The sequence below is a fragment of the Hyunsoonleella rubra genome (genome assembly GCF_042684665.1).
Classification (GTDB): domain Bacteria; phylum Bacteroidota; class Bacteroidia; order Flavobacteriales; family Flavobacteriaceae; genus Jejuia; species Jejuia rubra.
Map to the genome: position 1 here is coordinate 593,785 of NZ_JBHULY010000005.1, position 26,411 is coordinate 620,195.

Genomic DNA, 26,411 nt, shown 5'->3' on the forward strand with positions numbered 1-26,411 from the left:
ATGGTTTCGAAACGACTCTTAGCTTTGTTGTTATTGGTTTCATTGAGTTCATGTAACTATCTGCTTGAAGATAAAAGTGAAAAACTAGCAAAAGAAAAAGCATTGAACAAACAAGAACCTACAACTCCAGAAGAGACGGAGGTATATAAACCTGCGCCGCCAACAGTAAACCCATCGGGGCAGAGTGGAGCGCCGAGTGATGCCATTGTACTTTTTGATGGTAGCGATTTTGAGGCTTGGGAACATGTAAAAGACAGCAGTGCGGTAAGATGGGTTTTAAATGGAGATGGCTCTATGACGGTTAAAGATAAGTCGGGAGATATTCAAACCAAGCAAAAATTTGGGAGTATACAATTGCATATAGAATGGAAATCGCCAAAGACTATTCAAGGGCAAGGGCAACACAGGGGAAACAGTGGTGTGTTTTTACAATGTCAATATGAAGTTCAGATCTTAGACAATAACAACAATGATACTTATGTTAACGGACAAGTTGGTTCAATTTATAAGCAGTCGGTACCATTGGTAAAAGCCTCTGTTATCAATGGAGATTGGAATACTTATGATATAATTTTTCATGCACCAAGGTTTAATGATTTGGGTCACGTGATAAAAGAGGCTACCATTACCGTATTGCATAATGGCATATTAATTCAAGATCATTTCGAAATTCAGGGCGCTTTGGAACATGTAGGTTTTCCAAAGTATAAGGCACACGGTAAAATGCCTTTAATGCTGCAGGACCATGGTGATAATAGCCGAGTGAGTTACCGTAATATTTGGGTTAGGGAGTTGGATTAGTTGTTAAAGTTGTGATCAAGAGGTTTGCCCAATTGTTGAAGTCTCAATTATGAAGACGTAATCCTTCGATTTCCTTCGATTTTATATTCGGGTTTGCTTAATTTTACGACATGTTACTTCATGCCAATCATATTCGAAATATTCGGCTTATCCTCTCGTTTGCGGTTATTTGGATGCTTTTTGGCTTTTGCTATTCGCTCTTGGAATATGGAATAATTGGTAGATTGGAATTCTATCCCGCTACCGGGAATAAATACAGTTTCAAGACCTCCTTGGTTGCAGTTTGTATAGGCTCATTTTTTATGGGGTTTATCCAAGGTTGTATCGAGGTGCTGTGGTTAAAGAGGCAATTTAGGAACAGATCGTTGTGGGCTAAAATACTTTTTAAGAGTATTTTTTATTTGGCACTCACCATTACTTTTTTATTGGTATTTGCAGTATGGTACAATGCAAGGGTCAATGAGGTATCGATTTTTGATCCGCTTGTTTCGGGCTCCATTAAACAATTTGTTCAAACATTCTCCTTTTGGAGTATTGTTATTTATGCAGGTTTGGGGTTGGATGTTGCCCTGTTTTATTCTGAAATGGAAGAATATTTTGGGACCGATCTACTACCTAAATACGTTGGCAGGTACCACAGGCCAAAACAAGAAATTCGGATTTTTATGTTTTTGGACATGAAATCATCTACCACCATTGCAGAGCGTTTAGGAGATGCGAAGTATTTTGAGTTGCTCAAGACATATTATGCAAACATGTCCAACGCCATTTTAGAAACTTCAGGGCAAGTATATCAATACGTTGGTGATGAAATTGTGGTAAGCTGGCGCGAAAAATCAGGTACTCAGAATAACAATTGTTTACATTGTTTTTTTAAGATTGAAGATGCTGTTAATAGGAAGAAATCCTATTATCAAAAGAAATTTGGTTTGGTGCCAGAGTTTAAGGCCGGGTATCACGTAGGCAAAGTAACAACGGGTGAAATAGGCATCATTAAAAAGGATATCGTTCATACAGGTGATATTTTAAACACTGCATCGCGCATACAGGACAAGTGCAATGCATTGAAATCTAAAGTTTTGATATCTAAAGAACTTAGAGAGAGATTGGGTGATGCAGATGTTTTTTCATTTGAAGAAGTCGATAAACTGCTATTAAGGGGAAAGACTTCCGAAGTTCAATTATACAGTGTAAAAAGGCTTTAGGGGATGTCATTGAATACTTGTTTTAGTTCTGCTATGCTTGTTTTTTTAGCTATTCCAAGAAATATTTAATTTTTTGAAACAAAATCTTCCTAAAATCGAAATTTCCTCAATTATTTCTAAAAACCGTATCATTTTTAGGCGTTTAGAAAATAATGTCTTAGTTTTACGGCATGAAAAATTTAAAAAATAACATACGTTTTGCTACTCCCGGTTTCCCCGTGCGCCGTCGCCGTCGTTTCTAATGCCCTAAAACGAAGTAAACCTAAAACGTCATTTTTAATTTTTCAGTACAGTGTCAAAAATCCAAATCATAGTAAATCAAATCAAAGTTAATTCAACAATTAACCAAGAGCTTATGATGCGTCGTCGTTTTCCCCGTCGCCCGTAAGGGTATATTATTTATTTTTGAACCCAGGTGCGTCCGGTTCAGTATTCCACAGAAAACACTTTAACAGAAACACAAAGACGACAAATATGAAGGTTGTTATAGCCGACACATCACATATAAAATACGCCGCCGAAATTTGCGAGACCATTGCAGAGTCTGCTTCCGTTAGGGGTACTGGTATCGCTAGAAGAACCCCAGAATATATTTCTAAAAAGATTGAAAACGGCAACGCAGTAATTGCATTGGACGGTGACAAATTTGCTGGATTTTGCTACATCGAGAAATGGGGTCATGGTAAATTTGTGGCCAATTCGGGGTTGATCGTGCATCCAAATTACAGAGGCCAAGGTTTAGCCAAAAAGATAAAACTAAAAGTTTTTGCGCATTCCAGAGACAAGTTCCCTGATGCCAAAGTATTTAGTATTACCACAGGCTTGGCCGTAATGAAAATGAATAGTGATTTGGGGTATAAACCCGTCACCTTTTCAGAATTGACGGATGACCAAACCTTTTGGGATGGGTGTCAAACCTGCAAAAATTACGATGTGCTGTCAAGAACCAATAGAAAAATGTGTTTGTGTACAGGGATGCTTTACGATCCTAAAAAAGTGGAAAAGGAAGAAAAAACCCAAGTAAAAGCGAAAACATTTAAAAGATTAAAACGAATAAAGGAAGCTTTATTCTTAAGAAAAGATAAAAACAAAGACAAATGAAACCGACATTTCGAAAATAATTTTTCAATAAGACTAAAATTATTTTCGAAATCAAAGGTTACATGTGACCATTAAATAATATAAAAACGAACACATGAAAAAGTTGGTTATAGCCTACAGTGGCGGATTGGATACCTCATATTGCGCAGTAAGTTTATCAAAGGAATATGACGTACATGCGGTAAGCGTTAACACGGGTGGGTTTACTGCCGAAGAAATTCAACATATTGAAAGCAACGCCTATAAAATGGGCGTGAGTACCTATAAAAATATCGATGCCGTACCCACATTTTACCAAAAGGTGGTGAAGTATTTGATTTTTGGGAATGTATTAAAGAACAATACATATCCATTATCTGTAAGTGCAGAACGAATTATTCAGGCGATTGAGATTATTGAATATGCCAAAAGTATCGACGCGGAATACATCGCCCACGGTAGTACGGGTGCAGGAAACGACCAAGTGCGTTTCGATATGATTTTTCAAACTTTGGCGCCAGGGATAAAAATTATCACCCCAATTCGGGATCAAAAATTGACAAGACAGGAAGAGATTGATTATTTAAAGGCCAATGGTATTGACATGTCTTGGGAAAAGGCAAAATACTCCATCAATAAAGGACTTTGGGGTACCAGTGTTGGTGGTGCTGAAACCTTAACTTCGGAAAAAGCTTTGCCGGGGGAAGCCTATCCATCCCAGTTGGAAAAAGCAGGTGAGGAAAAGGTGACTTTGACTTTTGATAAAGGTGAATTTGTCGCATTTAATGGTGAAACGAATGCCCCGGAAGTGAATATTGAAAAGTTAAATGATATTGCTTCGGCCTATGCCATCGGTCGGGATATTCATGTTGGCGATACCATTGTTGGTATCAAAGGAAGAGTTGGTTTTGAAGCCGCTGCTGCTTTGATTACCGTTAAGGCGCACCACCTTTTGGAAAAACACACCTTGACCAAGTGGCAATTGCAGCACAAGGAGTATCTGTCAAGTTTTTATGGGATGCATTTGCACGAAGGACAGTATTTGGATCCAGTGATGCGAAATATTGAGGCCTTTTTGGAAAGCAGTCAGGAAAAGGTGTCAGGTGATGTTATCGTTACTTTGAAGCCGTACCATTTTGCATTGGATGGTATTGTATCCATACACGATCTAATGAGCGCGAAGTTTGGAAGCTACGGCGAGGAAAATAGAGCTTGGACGGCTGATGATGCCAAAGGATTTATCAAAATCATTGGTAATCAAAATAAGATTTATCAACAAGTAAACTCTTAAGTCATGATTAAAGTAGGAATCATTGGAGGTGCGGGTTATACAGCTGGTGAATTAATCAGATTATTGATTCATCACCCCGAAACGGAGATTGATTTTGTGTATAGTACGTCTAATGCAGGAAATCAAATTTCTAAAGTACATCAGGATTTGGTGGGCAATCTGGATTTAAAATTTACAGACACCCTTAATCCGAATGTGGACGTATTGTTTTTGTGTTTGGGCCATGGGAATTCGGTGAAGTTCTTAAAGGCAAATTCATTTTCTGAAAACACCAAAATCATCGATTTAGGCAACGATTTTAGATTAGAAGCCGATAAGGTTTTCGATGCAAAAACCTTTGTTTACGGGTTGCCAGAATTGAACAAGTCCTCTATTGAAAGTGCAAATTATATTGCAAACCCAGGATGTTTTGCAACGGCTATTCAATTAGGTTTGTTGCCATTGGCAGATAAAGGATTGTTGAATACCGACGTGCATATCAATGCCGTAACTGGAGCTACGGGAGCAGGGACATCACTGTCAGCTACCACACATTTTACATGGAGAGATAATAACTTTTCGTATTATAAGCCATTTACACATCAGCATTTAGGGGAGATAAACCAATCTGTAACCCAATTACAGAATGATTTTTCTTCGGATATATTGTTTATGCCAAATAGAGGGAATTTTTCAAGAGGAATTTTTGCGACCATTTATACTGACTTTAGCGGTTCTGTAGAAGATGCCATAAGAATATACAGTGAGTATTACAAGGATGCAAAATTTACTTTTGTTTCTGAGAATCAATTGCATTTAAAGCAAGTGGTTAACACGAATAAATGCTTGATTCACCTGCATAAACACAATGGTAGATTACTAGTGACGAGTATTATTGATAATTTATTAAAAGGTGCTTCTGGTCAAGCCATTCAAAATATGAACTTGATGTTTGGTTTGGAAGAAACCATAGGGTTGGGGTTAAAGGCAACTTATTTCTAGCCCTACCTAACCTCCCCGAAGGGGAGGAATTACACTCTTGCGGAGTTTTACTTTTGAGTAACGACAAAAAAGATAATAGTAGATAAGCTAAAAATGAAATAATAATTTTAAAATATGAGTAAGTACTCCCCTCCTTAGGAGGGGTCGGGGGAGGCTTTTTTGGATTATGAAAATAGCAATTATAGGTACTGGAAATTTAGGGAGTTCCATTGCAAAGGGGCTGATAAAAAACAAGTCGTTTTCGGCGTTGTATTTAAGTGATAAAAACACCTCGGCGGTGAATCAATTTGTGGATGAGCCCTACGTGAAAATCACGAATAGCAATGCCACGGCAGTGGAGAATAGCGATGTAGTAATTTTTGCGTTGCAACCGCGCCATATTGAAGGTGTTTTAAAGGAAGTTGAGCCTTTGATAACTGATAATCACGTGGTGATGTCAGTAGCTGCAGGGTTTGAGATTTCTAGAATTGAGAGCATTGTAGGAAGCGATAAACAAATCATACGTGTGATGCCAAACACAGCGATTTCCATTGGCAAATCCATGACCTGCCTTTCAGCTAATGATAGCGGAGAACATAAATTGGGAATGGCCAAGGATATTTTCAATCAGTTGGGAACTACCATGGTGATTCCCGAGGAACAAATTCAGGCGGCTACTGTAATTTGTGCCAGTGGTATTGCCTTTTGGATGCGCTTGGTGCGGGCTACCACCCAAGGTGCTATTCAATTGGGTTTTGAAGCAGAAGAAGCTCATGAGCTAGCCTTGCAGACCTGTTACGGGGCGGCAAGCTTATTGAAAGAATCCGGCAGACACCCAGAGGCAGAAATCGATCGAGTGACCACACCAAGTGGATGCACTATTGAAGGGTTGAATGAAATGGAGCACCAAGGATTAAGTTCATCCTTAATCAAAGGGATCAATGCTTCATTTGAAAAAATTAATCAAATTAAAAAAAGTTAATGTTTAGTAGGCAGTTTGCAGTGTTCAGTTTGCAGTACATTACAGCATCGAGTTTTCAGTATGTAGTGTTGAGTAAACTGTATTCGTTCAAACTAACGACTAAAGTCTAAAAACTAAAAACTAAAATATGCCATTATTTGACGTATATCCATTATACAATGTTACCCCGGTTTCGGGAAAGGGCATTCATGTTTATGATGACCAGGGTACTGAGTATTTGGACCTTTATGGCGGACATGCCGTAATCTCAATTGGGCATGCACACCCAAATTATGTAAAGGCTGTTACAAGCCAGGTGCAGACCTTAGGATTTTATTCCAATGCCATTCAAAATCCATTACAAAGGGAACTGGCCAGCAAATTGGAAACACTTTCCGGTTGTGAAGGTTATCAATTATTTTTAGTGAATTCGGGAGCGGAGGCCAATGAAAATGCTTTAAAACTAGCTTCCTTTAAAACAGGTAAAAAACGAGTAGTTGCTTTTACCAAAGGGTTCCATGGAAGAACTTCGGCGGCCGTAGCGGCAACGGACAATAAGAATATTATCGCACCAATAAATGCACAGCAAGAGGTTACGATTTTAGAACTGAATGACGTTGAAGGTGTAAAACGAGAGCTTGAAAAAGGGGATGTGTGTGCGGTTATTGTTGAGTTTATTCAAGGTATCGGTGGGCTAGACCAAGGAACGGCAGCGTTCTTTGAGCAAGTGGATGCGTTGTGCAAGGCAAACAACACCATGTTTGTTGCTGATGAAATTCAATGTGGTTACGCTAGGTCTGGAAAGTTCTTTGCATTTCAGCATTACAATGTTACTCCAGATATTGTTTCTTTAGCCAAAGGCATGGGTAACGGTTTCCCAATTGGAGGTATCTTGATTCACCCAGATATTGAAGCCAAATATGGAATGTTGGGAACCACCTTTGGTGGCAATCATTTGGCATGTGCCGCAGGGTTATCCGTATTAAACACGATTGAATCTGAAAACTTGCTGGACAATGTGAATGACATGGGGGATTACTTTGTTGAAAAGGCGAAAGCTATTCCGCAGATAAAGAAAACCAAAGGAAAAGGTTTGATGTTGGGGTTGGAATTTGATTTTGAAGTGGGTGAATTAAGAAAGGAATTAATCTATAACCACAAGATTTTTACTGGAGGGGCTTCGAATAAAAAGTTATTGCGAATTTTACCACCGTTGAATATTAAAAAAGTACATATTGATCAGTTTTTTGTAGCACTGGAAGTGGCTTTAAAGGCAACGAAAGTGAACGTGTAAATAGGTTTTGAGATGTCTCAATCGTACCTCATTTCGACATGACAACGTATAATTAAATAGAGTTTGTCATTTCGACGATAGGAGAAATCTCATCATTTAAGAGAATTATAAAATGAATACATTATTAAATATAAAAACCAGAAACGCCGTTTTATTAAGAATGGCCGAACTTTTGGAGCAGGAAAGAGAAAACATAATTGACATCAACAAAACAGATTTGGATAGTTATGACGGCGATGATATTTCCATGTTTGACCGCCTAAAAGTGGACGATTCCAAAGTAGATGAAATGAAAAAAGCAGTGACCCATTTGGCATCTCAGGATGACCCTGTGGGTGTGGAGCGTTTCAGTTTCAAACACGAAAACGGGATGCAGGTATATAATAAAACCGCATCGTTTGGAACCGTATTGATTATTTACGAATCTAGACCAGATGTTACTGTTGAAGCCGCGGGAATTGCTTTTAAATCTGGCAATAAAATTTTACTTAAAGGAGGTAAGGAGTCGTTGCGCTCCAACTTGAAAATTGTGGAATTGTGGCACCAAGCCTTAAAAGAACAGGGTGCTTCTAAGGATTGGGTGGAATATCTGCAATTCAACAGAACAGAAACCCAAGCTTTTCTGGAAAAGCCAACACAACGTGTAGATTTAATTGTGCCACGCGGTGGTGAGCGTTTGATTGCTTTTGTTAAACAGCATGCGACCTGTCCAGTGATTATTAGTGGCCGGGGCAATAACTTCGTGTATGTGCATAAAGATGCCGATTTAGACATTGCGACGGATGTGATCGTTAATGGAAAAACAGCAAAAATTTCTGCCTGTAATGCTGTGGACAAAGTCTTGATTGATGCCAATCTTCCGAATAAAGATGAGTTTGTTGAAACATTGATTTCAAAATTAAAGTCATACAATGTTGAGATTTTAGGTGATGAAGCGACTTCACAAATAGATGGGATCTCAAAATATGAATCGAATGATATTTGGTATGAGGAGTTTTTGGATTACAAAATCGTGATTGGTGAAATTGGTTCTAACGAGGACGCCATCGAAAAAATCAACACCTATTCCGGAGGGCATTCATCGTCAATCATCACCACTAATGAAACCGAAGCCCAAACTTTTATGGCCAATGTGGATACAGCGGCAGTGTATCACAATGCATCGACAAGATTTACTGATGGTGGGCAGTTAGGCCTGGGCGGTGAATTGGCTATCAGTACGGATAAATTGCACCAAAGAGGGCCAATAGGATTACAACATTTGGTCACCAACAAATGGTACGTTCATGGTAACGGTCAAATACGATAGAATGCTGAAAAAGAAACGCATATTGCTAAAAGTAGGCTCTAACACGCTTACCAAGGAAACCGATAATATTTCAAGAGGAAAGATTGAGGATATTGCTAGTCAGATTGCTCAATTAAAGGATTCCTGTGAATTTATTATCGTGAGTTCGGGCGCAATTGCGGTGGCCAAGCAGTTTGTGAAATTGGAAAGCAAGCGAAAGGAAATTTTTGTAAAACAGGCATTAGCATCCATCGGGCAACCTCATTTAATTCGCATTTATCAGGAAATTTTTAGGGAATACGGTTTGTTGAGTTCGCAGTGTTTGCTTTCATATTCGGACTTTGAAAAAAAGGAAAGCCGAACCAATATTATGAACACTATTAATGTGTTGGTGAACAATAATTATATCCCCATCATCAACGAAAATGATACGGTGGCGACAGATGAAATCAAATTTGGCGATAACGATAAATTAGGTGCCTTAACAGCATCACTTTTAGATGTGGATTTATTTATCATAGCGACAAATACCAATGGCATTTATACGAAGTCTTCGATGGAGAACGGTTCGCCGAAAACCATTGAGGAAGTTGCACATTTTGATGAACTTCGTCAACAGGTGGTGAGTTCCAAATCTTCACACGGTAGTGGTGGTATGGCGTCAAAAATTGAAGCGGCTTCGGTAACCAAACAGGCGAATATTGAAACTTGGATTGTAAACGGACTGGAGGATAATTTCATTGTGAATGCAATGGAAAACATGGCACCGTTTACAAGAATTAAATAAAGGAAGAGGTATTGAAAAAAAAGAGAAATAGAATGAAACATTACACATCCATTCACGATATAGACGATATGCCCAATTGGATTGAGGAAGCCAAGGTTTTAAAGGCGAATCCACTAAAGCATGTCGAATTAGGGCGAAACAAAACTATAGGCTTGTTATTCTTTAATTCCAGTTTGCGTACCCGATTGAGCACGCAAAAAGCAGCATTGAATTTGGGGATGAACCCTATTGTAATGAATGTATCCGGTGATGCTTGGGGCATTGAGTTTGGGGATGGTACGGTGATGAACGGTACCACTGCGGAACATATTAAGGAAGCGGCAGCCGTGGTATCTCAATACTGCGATATTATTGCGGTAAGGGCGTTTCCAACCTTAACGGACAAAGCAAAGGATGAAAGTGAGCAGGTGTTAAAATCGTTTGTAAAATATGCCTCTGTTCCCATTGTCAATATGGAAAGTGCAACGGGCCACCCATTGCAGGGCCTTACGGATGCCTTGACTATTTCGGAACATGCTCAGGTTTCAAAACCAAAAGTAGTACTCAGTTGGGCACCCCACACTAAAGCATTGCCTCATGCAGTGGCAAATAGTTTCGTTCAAGCAATGCAAAAGATGGATGTTGAATTTGTGATTGCCAATCCGGAAGGCTACGACCTAAATCCCGAAATCACTGGGGATACACCCATTTTCCATCATCAAAAGGAGGCGTTTAAGGATGCTGATTTTGTGTATACTAAAAATTGGAGTTCGTATGAAAGCTACGGGAAGGTCATTAGCAAAGACTCCGATTGGATGATTACAAAAGATAAAATTGGCAAAGCTAAATTTTTGCACTGTTTGCCAGTAAGACGAAACGTCGTAGTTGAAGATGCCGTATTGGATTCTGAAAGTTCGTTAGTAATACAGCAGGCCAATAACCGGACTTATGCGGCGCAATTGGTGCTTAAAAAACTATTGGAAAACTTATAAAAAATCCTGTCATTCTGAACTTGATTCAGAATCTTAGACAATTTTATGGATGCTGAAATAAATTCAGCATAACAAACAAGAGGAAATGGAAAAACTATCCATAGTAAAAATAGGAGGCAACGTTATTGAAGATGCCAAGGCTTTAAATACATTTTTAGAGCTTTTTTCTAAGTTAGAAGGCAAAAAAATTCTGGTACACGGTGGTGGCAAAAGGGCTACCCATATTGCTTCAAAACTGGGAATTGAGTCCAAAATGGTCAAAGGCCGCAGAATTACTGATGCCGATACTTTGGAAGTCATTACTATGGTTTATGGTGGTTTGGTGAATAAAAATATTGTTGCTAAACTCCAAGGATTGAATGTTGATGCGATTGGATTAACGGGTGCAGATATTAACAGTATTTATTCTGAAAAACGACCCGTGAAAGACATTGATTTTGGTTATGTGGGAGACGTTAAAATTGTGGCGCATAAGTCAATTAATAAATTAATTGAAGCTGATTTTACGCCCGTATTTTGTGCCATTACCCATGACGGAAATGGGCAATTGCTGAACACGAATGCGGATACGATAGCCTCTGAATTGGCCATTGGGCTTTCAAAATTGTATCACGTTGAGTTGTATTATTGTTTCGAAAAAAATGGTGTACTAAAGTCTGTTGAAGATGAAAATTCGGTTATTGAATATATGGATTACGGCACCTATGAGATGTTAAAACATCAAGGCACATTTTATGACGGGATGCTTCCCAAATTAGATAATAGCTTTCACGCCATCGAATCAGGTGTGTCTAGGGTGTTTATAGGAAACCCAACGGTGATAAGTAATAAAGAGCAAAAGTTTACTACCTTGTATTTATGATTGAGCAGCTTACAAAAGGGGCTATTGAGCTTTTAAAACAGCTTATCGAAACTCAATCCTTTTCTTCGGAAGAGGAGGTGACGGCTTCGCATATCGAAGATTGGTTTAAGCGTTATAAAATCGCGTACAAACGCAACGGAAATAATGTTTGGGCGGTCAATAAGAATTTCGAAGAAGGGAAGCCAACATTGTTGTTGAACTCCCATCACGATACGGTGAAACCCAATTCGGCTTACACCAAAGACCCATTTAAAGCCATTGTGGAGGACGGCAAATTGTACGGCTTGGGAAGCAACGATGCCGGAGGATGTTTGGTGTCCTTAATAGCAACTTTCACTTATTATTACAATCAGGACAATTTAAAATACAATTTAGTGATTGTGGCTTCCGCGGAAGAGGAAAGCAGTGGGCCAAATGGGTTGAACAGTATGTTGCCGATTATTCCCAAAATTGATGTTGCTATTGTTGGGGAACCAACGCTTATGAATTTGGCCGTTGCCGAAAAGGGGTTGGTGGTTTTTGATGCGGTGTTAACCGGAACGCCAAGTCACGCGGCTCATCCTAATGACGACAATGTGATTTATAAATCTATTGAAACCTTGCAATGGTTCAAGGATTTTAAGTTTAAAAAAGGGTCTGATGCGCTTGGTGATGTAAAATTAACGGTAAGCCAAATCAGTGCAGGGAAACAACATAATGCCGTTCCGGCGGATTTAAGCTTGGTGATTGACGTTCGAGTAAACGATTCGTATTCTAATGAAGAAATAGCAGAAATTTTGCTAAAAGAAGCCCCCGTAACCAGTATTACGCCACGAAGTTTGCGATTAAATTCATCTTCAATCCCAATGGAGCATCCATTGGTGCAGGCTGGTATTGCCATGGGTAGAACAACTTATGGCTCGCCAACATTATCTGACCAAGCTGTATTGTCCTGTCCCTCACTAAAGTTGGGGCCAGGGGATAGTACGCGCTCGCATTCGGCGGATGAATTTATTCATTTACATGAAATTGAAGAAGGAATTAAAATATACGTTGATTTATTAAATCGAGTAATCGTTTAAACAAATAAACGCATCAACAAATAAACATTTTTTTAAAATGAAACTCTGGGACAAAGGTATATCCATAGATAAAAAAATAGAGCAATTCACCGTAGGGAACGACCGTGAAATTGATATCCATATCGCAAAATACGATGTAATTGCGTCAAGAGCACACGCCAAAATGTTGGAAAGTATCGGGATTTTGTCTTCCGGGGAATTGAAACAATTATTAGGCGGGCTGGATGTTTTGGCCCAGCAAATTGAAGCCGGCACTTTCGAAATTGATGCCCAATTTGAAGATGTCCATTCCAAAATAGAGTTTGAACTCACCAAATCGCTCGGTGATGTTGGAAAAAAAATTCACACGGCGCGTTCCAGAAACGATCAGGTTTTAGTGGCTTGTCAACTGTATTATAAAGAGAATTTGCAATTGATTTTATCCAAGACGAAAATACTTTTTGATACGCTATTGGATTTAGCCGAAACCCACAAGGACAAACTATTGCCCGGCTATACACATTTGCAGGTAGCCATGCCCTCTTCCTTTGGGTTATGGTTTTCGGCCTACGCAGAATTAATGATTGACGATGTGTATTTATTAAACGCCGCCTTAAAAACAGTGGATCAAAATCCTTTGGGCTCAGCCGCGGGTTACGGGAGTTCTTTTCCTATTGACAGAGTGTTGACCACTAAAGAAATGGAGTTTTCAACCTTAAAGTACAACGTAGTGGCCGCACAAATGGGCCGGGGTAAAAACGAACGCACTATTGCCACGGCCTTAGGAAGCTTGGGTAATACTTTGGCGCGATTCGCGATGGATACTTGCTTGTACATGAGCCAAAATTTTGATTTTATTTCCTTTCCGGACGAATTGACAACAGGTAGCAGTATTATGCCTCACAAAAAGAATCCGGATGTTTTTGAATTGATACGTGGCAAATGCAATAAGATACAGGCACTACCGACTGAAATGATTTTGATCACCAATAATTTGCCTAGTGGTTATCACAGGGATTTTCAATTGCTGAAAGAAAATATGATTGCGGCGTTTGAAGAGTTAAAGGATATTTTGGATATCTTCAATTATTCCATTCAACAAGCCATAGTAAAGGATGTAGATTTGAATGACGACAAGTATAAATATCTCTTCACGGTGGATAATATTAATACTTTGGTGGTGGAAGGCCAGAGTTTTAGGGAAGCCTATCAAAAAATTGGTGGACAAGTTCAGGACGGAACTTACAAACCTGATACTTCAAAAAGGCACACGCACATTGGCAGTATCCATAATTTGAGTTTGGATAAGATCAGAAATAAGTTTCCTGTTTAAACTCTAACTAAAGAAAAAGAGCCCTAGAATTGGGCTCTCGTTTTCTGGACGTCTCATTTTAGTTTAGCATATTTAATTGCATCGGTGACTAACTCAAATAATTAAATAATGGTGGATTGTCCTAAGTGAATGTTGGTAAAGTTTAGATTTGTTTCTTCTGGATTGTTTATAAAATCCTCGATAAATTCACCGACCTTACTGGTGGTAATATTATTATATCGCGTATTCAAATCCGGAGTTGTGATATGTAATTGCAACGATTTATCCACCGCTTCGCGAACAAGTGCTGCTTCATCAGACAAATCAAAATGATCCAGTAATAATGCTGCCGACAAAATAGAGGCAATCGGATTGGCGATACCTTTATTGGTGGCTTTTGGGTACGCCCCATGGATGGGCTCGAACATTGCGTGTTTATCGCCACGCGAGGCCGAAGCCAAAAGACCGATAGAACCAACAATAACACTAGCTTCTTCCGATAGGATATCCCCAAACATGTTTTCCGTAAGAATTACGTCAAACTGTCTCGGGTTTTTAATGAGTTCCACAGCGGCATTATCCACAAACATAAAATCCATGGTAACATTGGGATATTGCTTGGCCAGTTCCAAAACCACACGACGCCATAATCTGGAACTTTCCAAGACATTGGCTTTGTCCACCAAAGTTAGTTTTCGCTTTCTGGATTGTGCAGCCTTAAAGGCGGCATGGGCAATTCGCTCTATTTCGTAACGGTGATACTCGCATAAATCGGAAGCCGTATTGCCGTCTTCACTTAGTTTGCGCTCACCAAAATAAATACCACCGGTCAACTCACGATAAATCAAAATATTTGTGTCCTTTATCTGCTTGACTTTGAGTGATGATTTGTTCAATAAATCGTCATAAGCAATTACCGGGCGGATATTAGTATGCAACCCCAAAGCTTTTCTCAAGCCTAATAGACCCTGTTCAGGACGTACTTTGGCGTCGGGGTCAATGTCGTAGGCCGTATCTCCAATTGCCCCGAACAACACGGCATCTGCTTTTTTACAAAGCGAAATAGTTTCCTCAGGAAGCGGGTTATTGTGCTCTTTAATGGCCGCTGCACCCACCAACCCGTAATCAAAATTAAACGTATGCTCAAAGGCCATGCCAATAGCCTTGAGCACCTTAACCGCCTCGGCGGTTACTTCAGGGCCAATACCATCTCCTGGTAATACGGCAATGTTCAATTTCATTATTTAATAGTTATGATGAAATGATTTCGTTATAGACGCTTGTTGATTCTACTATTTGATGGATGTCACTGTCATCAATTTCTTTTTTCTGATCAGCAAATTCCAAAAACTTGGCATAAACTTCGTCCAATTGCAGTTTGGTCAATTCATAGCCTACGTTTTTCGCCCTGTATGCTAACGCGGCTCTACCGCTCCTAGCCGTTAGTACAATCGCGGATTCCGTTACGCCGACATCTTTAGGATCTATAATTTCATACGTTTCCCGATTCTTAATCACTCCGTCCTGATGGATACCCGAACTGTGAGCAAACGCATTAGCCCCAACGATGGCCTTGTTCGGTTGCGTATAAATCCCCATGCTATTGGAAACCAATTGGCTTACGCCATACAGCATCTCGGAGTTGATTTTAGTGTCTAAATTCAAGTAAGGATGTTGCCTCAAGATCATAACCACTTCCTCTAAAGCAGTATTTCCGGCACGCTCCCCAATACCGTTTATGGTACATTCTATTTGGCGTGCACCATTGATCACACCTTCGATGGAATTGGCCGTTGCCAATCCTAAATCGTTGTGGCAGTGACAGGAAATAACGGCCTTTTCAATACCTTTTACATTTTCCTTTAGGTACTTGATTTTTGCTCCGTACTCACTTGGTAAGCAATAACCCGTAGTATCGGGAATATTGAGCACTGTAGCACCAGCCTTTATTACGGCTTCGCACACGCGAGCGAGGTATTCGTTATCGGTTCTGCCCGCATCCTCGGCATAAAACTCTACGCTTTCCACAAAGGACTTCGCATATTTCACGGCTTTTACCGCACGATCAATCACATCTTCCTGAGTAGATTTGAATTTAAATTTTATGTGCGATTCTGATGTGCCGATACCTGTATGAATCCTTGGTGTTTTAGCATATTTTAGTGCTTCTGCAGCAACTTTTATATCATTTTCAACCGATCGTGTTAAGCCACAAACAGTTGCATTTTTTACTATTTTTGAAATTTCCTCAACGGATTTGAAATCACCTGGACTTGACACGGGGAAACCTGCTTCAATAATATCTACCCCAAGTTGGTCAAGCTGTTCGGCAATAACCAATTTCTGGTCAGTATTTAACTTACAGCCAGGAACTTGTTCACCATCGCGTAGCGTGGTGTCAAAAATTTGAACGTGATTATCAGACATTTATTAGAATATATTTTCTTATTGTGTTACGAATGTATATTTTGGTTTCGTAAAAACTACTACTGCAATAGCTTTTTTTACGATGTTTAACTTGTATATTATTATGTTAAATAACTGAAAATCAGATTTGTAAATCTGATTTTATGACTATGCTAAAAGAGCAAAAAGATAATTTATTTGTTTTGGTAAAATCGCTTTCCAAGTCTGAAAAGCGACAATTCAAGCTTTATGTAGGCAGACTGGGGGTTAACGAGGATTCCAAGTTTCTGATGTTGTTCAATATTTTGGATAAGTTGAAGTTTTATGATGAGGCGTCTATTTTAAAAAAAGGCATTGTAAAGAAACAGCAACTATCTAATCTAAAAGCGCATCTCTACAAACAAATATTGATCAGTTTACGTCTAAACCCCTCTCATCAAAATGTTAGAATCCAAATCAGAGAACAGCTTGATTTTGCAACGATTTTGTACCATAAAGGCCTTTACAAACAGAGTTTAAAAATATTGGATAAGGCGAAAAACTTGGCGATTGCTCACGAAGAGAAAAATGTGGCATACGAAATTGTAGAGTTAGAGAAAGTAATTGAATCACAGTACATTACAAGGAGTATCAGTAATAGGGCAGATGAGTTGACCATTCAGGCCAAAGAATTGAGCTTGCAAAATGTGGTGGCCAGTAAACTTTCTAATTTGTCATTACAACTGTATGGCTTGTTTTTAAAAACAGGTTACATCAAAAATGACGAAGAACATAAAATTATCACCAAGTATTTTAACGACAGGTTGCCCGTCTATGATATCAACAAGCTGGGTTTCAGGGAGAAGCTGTGGTTGTATAAGTCATATCTGTGGTATAGTTTCTTAACAGTGGATTTTCTGTCGTGCTATAAATACGCCTCAAAATGGGTGGATCTGTTTTATGAAAACAAGGATATGATTGTGCTCAATCCCGTATTTTTCCTAAGGGGAAATCACTATTTGCTGGAAGCACTTTTTTATCTAAGGCAGTATGAAAAATTTAAAGCTACCCTATCGGATTTTGAGGAGGTGGTCACAGAAAAATGGTTTCCATTGGATGATAATAATGAGTCGCTGGCCTTTTTATATATCTACACCAACAAATTCAATCTTCATTTTTTCGAAGGCAGTTTTCAGGAAGGTTTGCCATTGATTGATGAGGTTTTAGAGAAACTGAAAAATTATAAAAATCGGATTGATGAACATCATATTATGGTGTTTTATTATAAGATAGCCAGCATGTATTTTGGCGCTGGAGAAAATCGAAAATGTATTCATTATCTTGAAAAAATCATCAACAATAAATCCCTTCAAATGCGGGAGGATTTGCTATGTTTTTCCAGGATTTTGAATTTAGTGGCCCATTACGAAGCAGGGCTAGATTACAATCTTGACGTGCTGATACGAAGCACCTATAAATTCCTCATAAAGATGGAAGACCTTTACGAGGTTCAAAAGGAATTCATCAAATTTTTGAGGGTATTGGGCGATATATATCCGCACGAGGTTAAAGGGGAATTCATCAAACTGCGCGATAAATTGAAAGAGTTTGAGGACGACCCCTATCAAAGCAGGGCTTTTTTGTATTTGGACATTATTTCATGGTTGGAATCTAAAATTGAAAATCGCCCTATTGGTGATATCATTAGGGATAAGTTTCGGGAAACACAGGCTAGGTAGTATATAGTGCTTAACTAAAACTTAACATCGATATCAAAACGAATCCTGCTGCCATTTTCCAAGGATGGACCGTAAGGAACAAGCTGTTCCACCAAATAATACTTCATCACTAAATTCATGCGCTTGTTTAGGCTGTATGCGGCTACAAATTCAAAGCCTTTGTAATTGGTCAATCTTCCATCAGGTGAATCGAATGCCGAATAATCCCAGCGCGCCCAATCGTTTTGTGTCAGGAAATCGACAGCGGCATAGCGCTGCAAATAATTATAGGTCAGTTTGAAAAACCAATCACCCTTGGCTTTAAGCTCTCCATAGCTAAAACCGCTAACAAAGCCAGCTGTTTCATCCTTCAAATTTTGCGGAATATTGGGGTTGTTGTTGTAATCCTCCAAATTTTGATAGTAATCCCAATCCCAGTTGATATTCGGTTTCTTACTAATATTCAATTTGCCGCCCAAATGAAAAATAGTATAATCAAAAACGAAAGTGGCCGCCCCATCGGGGATATCGGGTATGTTTTTGAAAAAATAAAATGAGGGGAAGATATTTAGCCGATTATCCAAAAAGCTTAGGTTAGTTTGATAACCCTGAAAATAAGCATCTTTGCCCAAGGATTCACCTGATGCCACAACAATAAAATGCCCTGCTCCCAAACTGATAGCATCCAAAATACACGAATTTATAGGAATTGTATTTTTCAAAAAGACACCTTCAGGAAATACGTTGTCACTCCAAAACTGCTCATTGTTTTTTTCGAATGGGAAGGTGTTTTTTCCTATCCATCCTTCAAAAGTTTTGTGTTTCGCTTTGAAATATACTTTCTCGAACCCCACCGGCAAAGTGCCAAATTCTTTGGAAACATCACCTAAAGTAATTTGGGGATCCTGCTGTTTAATAGGGTTGCCGGTCCTTAGCCTTAGACCAACTGTTGCCCAATCTTTATAGCTGTAGGTGGCTCCAATCCGTGCACGATAGCGCATTCTGGTGCGGTCTTCCCTATAAGTGCCATCAGACTTTCTGGAATCCCAATCCTGCTCCACCCGAAATCTAAAATCGGCTTCGAAGTCAATATTTTCTAAAATTTTATGCTGGGCCGAAACATTGAGTAAAATTCCAAAAACGAAAAGGAATAGAGGCAATTTTGTAGTCAATTTATCCGAGGTCATATAGGTTGTAAAAAGTGGCAATGTATGAATTCCGAAAGAATAAAAAACTAACGGTTGTCATATTGGGCAGAATTTCAATCAAACTTAAATCGATTAAAATTTCACATCAAAAATTTTGATTTTTCGCATTTAATATTGAATATTTGCATTCACAAAAGTTCAGACAGGTATTGAAATGTTATCAAGAAAGGTGGAGGGATTAGACCCCGTGAAGCCTTAGCAACCCTTTAGACTTACTAAAGAAGGTGCTACGTTCTACTTAAGCCCTGATTCATTTATCGAGGTTTTGATAGATAACCTAACAAATTACACACTGTAATTTTCCGAATTTCTTTATAACATTTTTCTATTTGATGCGCATATTTAACTAGTGCGCTATTGACTTTTTGGTTCGAAAAAGAACTCTGAGATGTTAAACATCGAAGTATCCTTTGGACCTGTCGTTCTCGTGGAGGCGGGAATCAAATTAACTAAAAAAATAAGAAAAATGAGCGAACAAAAATTAGCGACAAATGCATTGCATGCCGGACACGATGTAAAAGCCAACGGTGGAACAAGAGCAGTGCCAATTTATCAAACCACGTCTTACGTCTTTAATGACTCTGACCATGCGGCCAATCTCTTTTCATTACAGGAATTAGGGTTTATTTACACGCGATTGAACAACCCAACCAACCAAATTTTACAGGAACGCTTAGCGGCTGTTGAAGGCGGTATCGGTGCAGTGGTATTTGCGTCGGGTACTGCGGCAATTTCTACTGGATTATTAACGCTTTTAAAGGCTGGCGACCATATTGTAGCTTCGAGTAGTTTATACGGAGGAACCTATAATTTATTGAATGTTACTCTTCCAAGATTGGGCATTACTACGACTTTTGTGGATGCTTCGGACGCACAAAATTTTGAGGATGCCGTACAGGATAATACCCGTGCGTTTTTCGTAGAATCTTTAGGAAATCCAAAATTGGATGTTTTGGATATTGAAGCGATTGCTGAAAAATCCAAAGGGGCTGGTGTGCCATTTATTGTGGATAATACGGTAGCAACGCCTGCATTGTTAAATCCAATAAAACATGGTGCTAACATCGTGATCCATTCCTTGACTAAATATATTGGTGGGCAGGGTACCTCTTTGGGAGGTGCTATTATCGATGCCGGTACTTTTGATTGGGCCAATGGGAAATTCCCGGAATTTACTGAGCCATCGGCTGGGTATCACGGCTTAAAATACCACGAGACTTTGGGTGCAGCTTCCTATACCTTTAAATTGATTTTGGAAGGTTTAAGGGATTTCGGAGGCGCTATGAGTCCGACCAATGCTTTTAATATTATCCAAGGTTTAGAAACATTGCCTGTGCGCATCAAACAGCATAGTGAAAATGCCCTTGAACTTGCCAAATGGCTGGAGGCTCAACCTGAAGTGGCTTGGGTAAACTATCCTGGTTTGGAAAGTAGCAAGTACAAAACTTTGGCCGATAAATATTTACCGGATGGACAAAGTGGTATCGTGACTTTCGGTGCGAAAGGTGGTTTTGAAGCGGCCAAAACAGTGGCCGATGAAACACAAATTTTCTCATTATTGGCTAATATCGGAGACACTAAATCTTTGATTATTCACCCATCAAGTACGACACACCAACAGCTGGACGAAGCCCAGCAGGAATCGGCCGGGGTGTCTGCGGATTTGATTCGATTGTCTGTGGGTATTGAAGATGTTGAAGATTTAAAAGCAGATTTAAAACAGGCGTTTGCTAAGATTTAAAGCCCCGCCTAACCTCCCCAAAGGGGAGGCACCTTACTCATGGGGAGTATTATGTTTGAGTGAGCGTAGTCGAAGTATTGGAGAGGCAAGGTGCGATTTTAAACATAACAATAGGCGTTCCCCTCCTTGGAGGTCCCGATAGGGGTGGGTTAAAAGCTGGAAATAAGAAGTGTTTTTAGCAGACACACCCGCGTTAGGGATTGAACGGCATGTTTAAGCTCCTCGGAGAGAGCGAGTAGTGAAAGCCCGACCCGTGGTCACTGAGCGGAGTCGAAGTGTAGGGTAACGCCCAAAAAATTAAATAAAACAAAAGTTGAAAGGTTTAAATTTCCAGTCAGCTTTAAAACATAAGAGTAAAAATTCCCCTCCTTTGGAGGGGTTAGGGGAGGCTTATATGAAACACCCATTACAACATATCATCATTAAAGATTACACCACCGAAAGTGGTGTGCTGAATACTGCAATAAAATTGAGTTATCAGGTGTTTGGGCAAGCTTTGGGGAGTGCGCCAATTGTTTTGGTAAACCATGCGCTGACTGGGAATAGTAATGTGGCCGGTGATGATGGTTGGTGGCAGGATTTGATTGGTGTGGACAAGGTGATCGATACCAAATTGTACACCATTTTGGCGTTTAATATTCCCGGAAATGGCTTTGACGGTTTTGTGATCGACAACTATAAGGATTTTGTGGCGCGCGACGTTGCGAATATCTTTTTGAAAGGTTTGGAAATCCTGAAAACGGGTCAATTATTTGCAACGATTGGTGGTTCTTTGGGTGGTGGTATTGCTTGGGAAATGGCGGCTTTGGCACCTGATTTTACCGAGCATTTGATTGTGGTGGCCACAGATTGGAAATCCACCGATTGGCTGATTGCAAATTGCCAAATTCAGGAGCAATTTCTGTTGAATTCGAAGAATCCCGTACACGATGCACGCATGCATGCCATGCTGTGTTACCGTACGCCAGAGTCGTTTAAGGAACGTTTCCAGCGGTCTAAAAATGAGGATTTAGAGATTTTTAATGTGGAAAGTTGGTTGTTGCACCACGGGAAAAAATTGCAGGAACGCTTCCAGCTTTCGGCCTATAAATTGATGAATCAGTTGTTGAAAACCATCGATGTCACCAAAGGTAGGGCAAGCAATTTTAATGTGCTTGAAAATATTAAGGCCAATATTCATATAGTTGGAGTGGATTCTGATTTGTTTTTTACGGCAGCCGAAAATAGGGAGACACATCGTCAATTGGCGCAGGCCCATCCTAACGTGACTTATAATGAGATTCACTCCGTACATGGACATGATGCTTTTTTAATGGAATATGACCAGTTGGAGGAAATTGTGGAGGGTATTTTTGTGCCCGATTCAAAACGTAAACGTATGAAGATTTTAAAATTTGGAGGCAAGTCTTTGGCCAATGGAAAAGGGCTGAATACCGTGCTTTCAATTATTGAAAATAAGGTAAACGCTGGCGAACGGATTAGCATTGTGGTTTCGGCAAGAGGGTCTGCTACCAATGATTTGGAAGGGATTTTAAACAAAGCTTTAAAAGGTGAAGCTTATAAGGAGGAACTTGAAGCATTTAAAGCTTATCAGGTGGAGCCTCTAAAATCGGTGGATTTTTCAAAGGAATTTGCAGTTTTGGACAAGCTTTTTGAAGGGGTGAGCCTGTTGCGCGATTACAGCAAAAAGACCAAGGATACTATTTTGGCGCAGGGTGAATTGCTGTCCGTAAAGCTGATTACCGAAATTTTGAACGTCAAAGGTATAAAGGCCAATGCCGTGGACGCAAGGGAGTTGATAAAAACCGATGAGGCCTTTGGAAATGCCCAACCGCTTTCAAAATTATCCAAAGAAAATACACAGGGGTATTTCAAAAAACATAGGGAGGCGGTAAATATAGTTACTGGCTTTATCGCTTCAAATTTAAAGAATGAAACCACTACTTTGGGAAGAAACGGAAGTAATTATACGGCCGCCTTATTGGCCAATTTCTTGGACGCTGAGGAATTGGAAAACTACACGCACGTTAGCGGTATCTATACGGCCGACCCGAGTTTAGTTTCCGATGCAAAGCAAATCAGGGAATTGTCTTATAGTGAAGCGAATGAGTTGGCCAATTTTGGAACTTCGGTATTACATGCCAAAACCATTATTCCTTTGGTGGAAAAAAATATCAACCTCAGGATTTTAAACACCTTTAATGCTGATGATGAAGGCACATTGATCACGGCGCGACCGAGTAACAAAGAAGTAACCTCGCTTTCGGTTTTGGATAACGTGGCATTATTGAATTTAGAAGGGCGCGGCTTATTAGGCAAAATTGGCGTAGACGCACGAATTTTCGGGGCGTTGAGCAATTATGGCATCAGTGTGAGTATTGTGTCCCAGGGTTCTTCGGAGCGGGGCATCGGGTTGATTATTGATGCCGACCAAGCTACGCAGGCCGTAATAGCTTTGGAACGTGAGTTTGAAAGCGATTTCTATTCCCAGGATGTAAACAAGATTGATGTGGTGGACGATGTGGCGGTAATTTCCATTGTGGGCATTGAGTTGAGTTCGTTCCATAAACCATTTAATGCCTTAATACGGAACCAGATAACGCCATTGTTATTCAACAATACGGTTACAGGGAAGAACGTAAGTTTGGTGGTTAAAAAATCGCAATTGCATAAGGCACTTAATGTGATTCACGGGGAGATTTTCGGGATTTCGAAGAAAATTAATATTGCCATATTTGGTCACGGCGGTGTTGGTGGAGCGCTTATCAATCAGATTTTGAAATCGAAAGATGAGATTGAAAAACGAAAAGGTATCAATTTGAATGTGTTTGCCATTGCCAATTCCACAAAGTTGATTTTGGATAAAAATGGAGTGGCGTCAAATTGGAAGGAGGCCATCAAACATAGTACTTATGAAAGTTCTATTGCTGATATTATCACCTACGCGAAAAACCATCATTTGGAGAATTTGATTGCGGTGGACAATACGGCGAGCGATATATTTTACAAAAATTATATTCCGTTGGTGGAGGCAGGGTTTGATTTGGTGTCCTCCAACAAAATCGCCAATACCATTTCGCATGAGTTTTATACAGAATTGCGTGAGCAGTTGAAAGAACACAATAAAGAATATTTGTATGAAACCACCGTTGGTGCCGGATTACCTTTGATCGATACGATTAAATTATTGCACGAATCTGGTGAAAATATCACGCGAATTAGAGGGGTGTTTTCAGGAACTCTGAGTTATTTGTTCAATAACTTTTCAGTTGAAGATAAACCCTTTAGTGTCATTATCCGTGAAACGGTTGAAAAAGGCTTTACAGAGCCAGACCCACGAGAGGATTTTTCAGGAAATGATGTGGCCAGAAAGTTGTTGATTTTGGCAAGGGAACTGGATTTGCAAAACGAGTTTGAGGACGTTGAAGTTCTGAATTTAATTCCTGAGGCCTATCGCGATATTTCGGTCGAGGACTTTTTATCCCAATTGGAGGTTTTGGATGAGCAGTATCAAAAATTGAAAGATGAGCAAAAGCCGGGGCATGTGTTGCGCTATGTGGGAGATTTGTCGGGAGATTTGTCGCAGGATAAAGGCAATTTGGAAGTGAAATTGGTGTCCATTCCTGCGGATAGTACTTTGGGCCATGTTAAAGGTAGCGATGCAATTTTTGAGATATTTACTGAAAGTTATGGGGAGCAACCTATTGTTATCCAAGGTGCGGGGGCTGGTTCAGAGGTAACGGCACGTGGGGTGTTTGGAGATATTTTGCGGTTGTCAAAACATATTAATTAGTTACATGAATTACTCATGAATAAGCGTAAATCTATCGTTGAGAATGAATATGTGCCCATTTCAGCCTTTGTTGCATTGGATAAACTACCGGCGGTTGATTCGATCAATAGATTCTTAAGAGGAAAAGAAAAATCAGAAGAGGTTATTGCTTATCTCAATTGGGAGAAATCCTCAGACGAATTAGTTTCCTTTTGTAGAGCTGTTTGCGAAATCGAAATTCCCAAAAAGTTTGATTTCTTGATTGACCTTCAAGATAATTTAGGAGGAATTGATATTGATGCAACTATTACAAAAGCCATTTGGAACGGAATGTTGCCATTGAATTTTATTGATTTAGGATACAAAACCTTTACAATAATTAAATTCAAAGGTGGTGTGCCAGAGCGACTGGATTCATTGGAAGAGATGGATGAAGCTGATTTTAAACCGAGATTTGTTCTTTGTTCAAAATCAAATAAAAATGAAATAATTACAGAACTAGAGAGGTTTATTTGATCAAATACAATTTTATTGAAACCTTTTGGGGCAACTATAAGTAAAATGAGTAAGAAAAAACAATTCGAAACAGAGGCCATACGAACGCAATGGGAAATCACACAATTTTCGGAGCATTCGGTGCCACTATATTTAACGTCGGGATTTGTATTTGAAGATGCCGAGGATATGCGAGCCTCGTTCGCGGAGGAAAAACAGCGCGATTTGTACAGTCGTTATAGCAATCCCAATGTCAACGAATTTGTAGAAAAGGTTTGCCAAATGGAAGGTGCCGAAGATGGTTTTGCTTTTGCCAGTGGCATGGCGGCCGTGTTTTCCACCTTTGCCACTTTGTTGGATGCAGGTGACCACGTGGTGTCCTGTAGTTCGGTATTTGGGGCAACGCATGGGTTGTTCACCAAATATTTCCCGAAGTGGAATATCGAGTGTTCCTATTTCAACATTAATGAATTGGACTCGATTGAAGGTCTAATCCGGCCGAATACCAAATTTGTTTTTGCCGAAACTCCAACCAATCCAGGAGTGGATGTGTTGGATTTAGAATTTTTGAGTGCGATTTGTAAAAAGCATAATTTGTTATTGGTGATTGATAACTGCTTCGCTACGCCTTATCTGCAGAATCCTATAAAGTTTGGTGCTGATTTGGTCATTCATTCAGCAACGAAATTGATGGATGGCCAGGGACGTGTTTTAGGCGGTATTACGGTCGGCAAAAAAGAGCTGATTCGCGAGATTTATTTGTTTTCGAGGCTGACCGGTCCATCCATGAGTCCCTTTAACGCTTGGGTATTGTCAAAATCTTTGGAAACGTTGGCCATTCGAGTTGAAAAACATTGTGATAATGCCCTCAAACTAGCGGAATATTTAGAAACCCATCCCAAAGTAAAATGGGTAAAATATCCTTTTTTAAAGTCACATCCAAAACATGAGATTGCTAAAAAGCAAATGCGATTGGGAGGAAATATTGTGGCATTTGAAGTGGAAGGTGGACTAGAGGCTGGAAGGCAATTTTTGGATGGCATCAAAATGTGTTCCTTATCGGCCAATCTTGGGGATACAAGAACGATTGTTACTCATCCAGCAAGTACAACCCATGCAAAGGTAGAGCCAGAAGTGAAGACTGCCGCCGGCATTACGGACGGTATGGTAAGGTGCTCCGTTGGTTTAGAGCATGTGGATGATATTATTGCTGATATTGAACAAGCTCTCGGTTAAATCG

21 protein-coding genes and 1 riboswitch are annotated in these 26,411 nt (G+C 39.7%); of the genes, 18 read left to right on the top strand and 3 right to left on the bottom strand.

Annotated elements, in window-relative coordinates; genetic code table 11:
* The 13 genes from ACFSR8_RS03395 to argH all read left to right on the top strand — a co-directional run bounded on the left by ACFSR8_RS03395 (position 1) and on the right by argH (position 13,873).
* Entirely contained in the window at positions 1-801 is an 801-nt protein-coding gene (locus ACFSR8_RS03395) for a 3-keto-disaccharide hydrolase (protein ID WP_380289029.1), read from the top strand.
* Between the two features lie 110 nt (positions 802-911).
* Positions 912-2,006 carry an adenylate/guanylate cyclase domain-containing protein gene (locus ACFSR8_RS03400; protein ID WP_380289031.1) on the top strand — a complete coding sequence of 365 codons (1,095 nt, stop codon included), beginning with the start codon at positions 912-914 and terminating at the stop codon, positions 2,004-2,006.
* Positions 2,007-2,480: 474 nt separating this feature from the next.
* On the top strand, positions 2,481-3,107 hold the full coding sequence (locus ACFSR8_RS03405) for a GNAT family N-acetyltransferase (RefSeq protein ID WP_380289033.1): 627 nt from the start codon (positions 2,481-2,483) through the stop codon (positions 3,105-3,107).
* Between the two features lie 94 nt (positions 3,108-3,201).
* A complete protein-coding gene (locus ACFSR8_RS03410) occupies positions 3,202-4,377 on the top strand; it encodes an argininosuccinate synthase (protein WP_380289035.1) in 1,176 nt (391 codons plus the stop codon).
* Positions 4,378-4,380: 3 nt separating this feature from the next.
* Positions 4,381-5,358, top strand: a complete 978-nt coding sequence (gene argC, locus ACFSR8_RS03415; protein WP_380289037.1) for an N-acetyl-gamma-glutamyl-phosphate reductase — start codon at positions 4,381-4,383, stop codon at positions 5,356-5,358.
* Positions 5,359-5,524: 166 nt separating this feature from the next.
* Positions 5,525-6,319 carry a pyrroline-5-carboxylate reductase gene (gene proC / locus ACFSR8_RS03420; RefSeq protein ID WP_380289039.1) on the top strand — a complete coding sequence of 265 codons (795 nt, stop codon included), beginning with the start codon at positions 5,525-5,527 and terminating at the stop codon, positions 6,317-6,319.
* 127 nt (positions 6,320-6,446) lie between these two features.
* Entirely contained in the window at positions 6,447-7,592 is a 1,146-nt protein-coding gene (locus ACFSR8_RS03425) for an aspartate aminotransferase family protein (RefSeq protein WP_380289041.1), read from the top strand.
* Positions 7,593-7,704: 112 nt separating this feature from the next.
* Positions 7,705-8,901: a glutamate-5-semialdehyde dehydrogenase gene (locus ACFSR8_RS03430; protein ID WP_380289043.1), complete on the top strand. Its 1,197-nt coding sequence runs from the start codon at positions 7,705-7,707 to the stop codon at positions 8,899-8,901.
* A gap of 4 nt (positions 8,902-8,905) precedes the next feature.
* Positions 8,906-9,667: a glutamate 5-kinase gene (gene proB / locus ACFSR8_RS03435; RefSeq protein ID WP_380289386.1), complete on the top strand. Its 762-nt coding sequence runs from the start codon at positions 8,906-8,908 to the stop codon at positions 9,665-9,667.
* Between the two features lie 32 nt (positions 9,668-9,699).
* On the top strand, positions 9,700-10,638 hold the full coding sequence (locus tag ACFSR8_RS03440) for an N-acetylornithine carbamoyltransferase (protein ID WP_380289045.1): 939 nt from the start codon (positions 9,700-9,702) through the stop codon (positions 10,636-10,638).
* Between the two features lie 85 nt (positions 10,639-10,723).
* On the top strand, positions 10,724-11,500 hold the full coding sequence (argB, locus tag ACFSR8_RS03445) for an acetylglutamate kinase (protein ID WP_380289047.1): 777 nt from the start codon (positions 10,724-10,726) through the stop codon (positions 11,498-11,500).
* On the top strand, positions 11,497-12,561 hold the full coding sequence (locus ACFSR8_RS03450) for a M20 family metallo-hydrolase (RefSeq protein WP_380289049.1): 1,065 nt from the start codon (positions 11,497-11,499) through the stop codon (positions 12,559-12,561). Before argB ends, ACFSR8_RS03450 begins: the two co-directional genes overlap by 4 nt.
* 37 nt (positions 12,562-12,598) lie before the next feature.
* Entirely contained in the window at positions 12,599-13,873 is a 1,275-nt protein-coding gene (gene argH, locus ACFSR8_RS03455) for an argininosuccinate lyase (protein WP_380289051.1), read from the top strand.
* 101 nt (positions 13,874-13,974) lie between these two features.
* Here the strand turns inward: argH and leuB are convergent, their stop codons facing one another.
* A complete protein-coding gene (gene leuB, locus ACFSR8_RS03460; protein WP_380289053.1) occupies positions 13,975-15,093 on the bottom strand; it encodes a 3-isopropylmalate dehydrogenase in 1,119 nt (372 codons plus the stop codon).
* A gap of 10 nt (positions 15,094-15,103) precedes the next feature.
* Positions 15,104-16,279 (bottom strand): 2-isopropylmalate synthase, encoded by a 1,176-nt coding sequence (locus ACFSR8_RS03465; RefSeq protein WP_380289055.1) that lies wholly within the window; start codon positions 16,277-16,279, stop codon positions 15,104-15,106.
* A gap of 149 nt (positions 16,280-16,428) precedes the next feature.
* Between ACFSR8_RS03465 and ACFSR8_RS03470 the strand changes: the two genes are divergently transcribed.
* Entirely contained in the window at positions 16,429-17,976 is a 1,548-nt protein-coding gene (locus ACFSR8_RS03470; RefSeq protein ID WP_380289388.1) for a hypothetical protein, read from the top strand.
* A gap of 14 nt (positions 17,977-17,990) precedes the next feature.
* On the opposite strand, the gene ACFSR8_RS03475 is transcribed toward ACFSR8_RS03470, so the two are convergent.
* The gene (locus ACFSR8_RS03475) at positions 17,991-19,142 is read right to left on the bottom strand and encodes a putative porin (RefSeq protein ID WP_380289057.1); all 1,152 of its coding nucleotides are present in this window, start codon (positions 19,140-19,142) and stop codon (positions 17,991-17,993) included.
* A gap of 175 nt (positions 19,143-19,317) precedes the next feature.
* Positions 19,318-19,442, top strand: a riboswitch (SAM riboswitch).
* A 187-nt stretch (positions 19,443-19,629) separates the two neighbouring features.
* Here ACFSR8_RS03475 and ACFSR8_RS03480 point away from each other — a divergent pair.
* The 4 genes from ACFSR8_RS03480 (at position 19,630) to ACFSR8_RS03495 (ending at position 26,407) form a co-directional block, all read left to right on the top strand.
* Positions 19,630-20,904, top strand: a complete 1,275-nt coding sequence (locus ACFSR8_RS03480; protein WP_380289059.1) for an O-acetylhomoserine aminocarboxypropyltransferase/cysteine synthase family protein — start codon at positions 19,630-19,632, stop codon at positions 20,902-20,904.
* Positions 20,905-21,298: 394 nt separating this feature from the next.
* On the top strand, positions 21,299-24,697 hold the full coding sequence (gene thrA, locus ACFSR8_RS03485) for a bifunctional aspartate kinase/homoserine dehydrogenase I (RefSeq protein WP_380289390.1): 3,399 nt from the start codon (positions 21,299-21,301) through the stop codon (positions 24,695-24,697).
* A 15-nt stretch (positions 24,698-24,712) separates the two neighbouring features.
* Positions 24,713-25,192 carry a hypothetical protein gene (locus ACFSR8_RS03490; protein ID WP_380289061.1) on the top strand — a complete coding sequence of 160 codons (480 nt, stop codon included), beginning with the start codon at positions 24,713-24,715 and terminating at the stop codon, positions 25,190-25,192.
* Positions 25,193-25,237: 45 nt separating this feature from the next.
* Positions 25,238-26,407, top strand: a complete 1,170-nt coding sequence (locus tag ACFSR8_RS03495) for a trans-sulfuration enzyme family protein (RefSeq protein WP_380289063.1) — start codon at positions 25,238-25,240, stop codon at positions 26,405-26,407.
* Positions 26,408-26,411 lie beyond the last annotated feature (4 nt).

What these genes read in the sequence shown, in the direction of transcription:
- ACFSR8_RS03430 (WP_380289043.1), top strand. Translation starts at nt 7,705, where the DNA reads ATGAATACATTATTAAATATAAAAACCAGAAACGCCGTTTTATTAAGA.
- ACFSR8_RS03395 (WP_380289029.1), top strand. Translation starts at nt 1, where the DNA reads ATGGTTTCGAAACGACTCTTAGCTTTGTTGTTATTGGTTTCATTGAGT.
- ACFSR8_RS03475 (WP_380289057.1), bottom strand. Translation starts at nt 19,142, where the DNA reads ATGACCTCGGATAAATTGACTACAAAATTGCCTCTATTCCTTTTCGTT.
- proC (WP_380289039.1), top strand. Translation starts at nt 5,525, where the DNA reads ATGAAAATAGCAATTATAGGTACTGGAAATTTAGGGAGTTCCATTGCA.
- ACFSR8_RS03405 (WP_380289033.1), top strand. Translation starts at nt 2,481, where the DNA reads ATGAAGGTTGTTATAGCCGACACATCACATATAAAATACGCCGCCGAA.
- ACFSR8_RS03440 (WP_380289045.1), top strand. Translation starts at nt 9,700, where the DNA reads ATGAAACATTACACATCCATTCACGATATAGACGATATGCCCAATTGG.
- ACFSR8_RS03465 (WP_380289055.1), bottom strand. Translation starts at nt 16,279, where the DNA reads ATGTCTGATAATCACGTTCAAATTTTTGACACCACGCTACGCGATGGT.
- ACFSR8_RS03425 (WP_380289041.1), top strand. Translation starts at nt 6,447, where the DNA reads ATGCCATTATTTGACGTATATCCATTATACAATGTTACCCCGGTTTCG.
- ACFSR8_RS03410 (WP_380289035.1), top strand. Translation starts at nt 3,202, where the DNA reads ATGAAAAAGTTGGTTATAGCCTACAGTGGCGGATTGGATACCTCATAT.
- ACFSR8_RS03400 (WP_380289031.1), top strand. Translation starts at nt 912, where the DNA reads ATGTTACTTCATGCCAATCATATTCGAAATATTCGGCTTATCCTCTCG.
- thrA (WP_380289390.1), top strand. Translation starts at nt 21,299, where the DNA reads ATGAAACACCCATTACAACATATCATCATTAAAGATTACACCACCGAA.
- ACFSR8_RS03480 (WP_380289059.1), top strand. Translation starts at nt 19,630, where the DNA reads ATGAGCGAACAAAAATTAGCGACAAATGCATTGCATGCCGGACACGAT.
- ACFSR8_RS03450 (WP_380289049.1), top strand. Translation starts at nt 11,497, where the DNA reads ATGATTGAGCAGCTTACAAAAGGGGCTATTGAGCTTTTAAAACAGCTT.
- argB (WP_380289047.1), top strand. Translation starts at nt 10,724, where the DNA reads ATGGAAAAACTATCCATAGTAAAAATAGGAGGCAACGTTATTGAAGAT.
- argC (WP_380289037.1), top strand. Translation starts at nt 4,381, where the DNA reads ATGATTAAAGTAGGAATCATTGGAGGTGCGGGTTATACAGCTGGTGAA.
- leuB (WP_380289053.1), bottom strand. Translation starts at nt 15,093, where the DNA reads ATGAAATTGAACATTGCCGTATTACCAGGAGATGGTATTGGCCCTGAA.
- ACFSR8_RS03470 (WP_380289388.1), top strand. Translation starts at nt 16,429, where the DNA reads ATGCTAAAAGAGCAAAAAGATAATTTATTTGTTTTGGTAAAATCGCTT.
- argH (WP_380289051.1), top strand. Translation starts at nt 12,599, where the DNA reads ATGAAACTCTGGGACAAAGGTATATCCATAGATAAAAAAATAGAGCAA.
- ACFSR8_RS03490 (WP_380289061.1), top strand. Translation starts at nt 24,713, where the DNA reads ATGAATAAGCGTAAATCTATCGTTGAGAATGAATATGTGCCCATTTCA.
- ACFSR8_RS03495 (WP_380289063.1), top strand. Translation starts at nt 25,238, where the DNA reads ATGAGTAAGAAAAAACAATTCGAAACAGAGGCCATACGAACGCAATGG.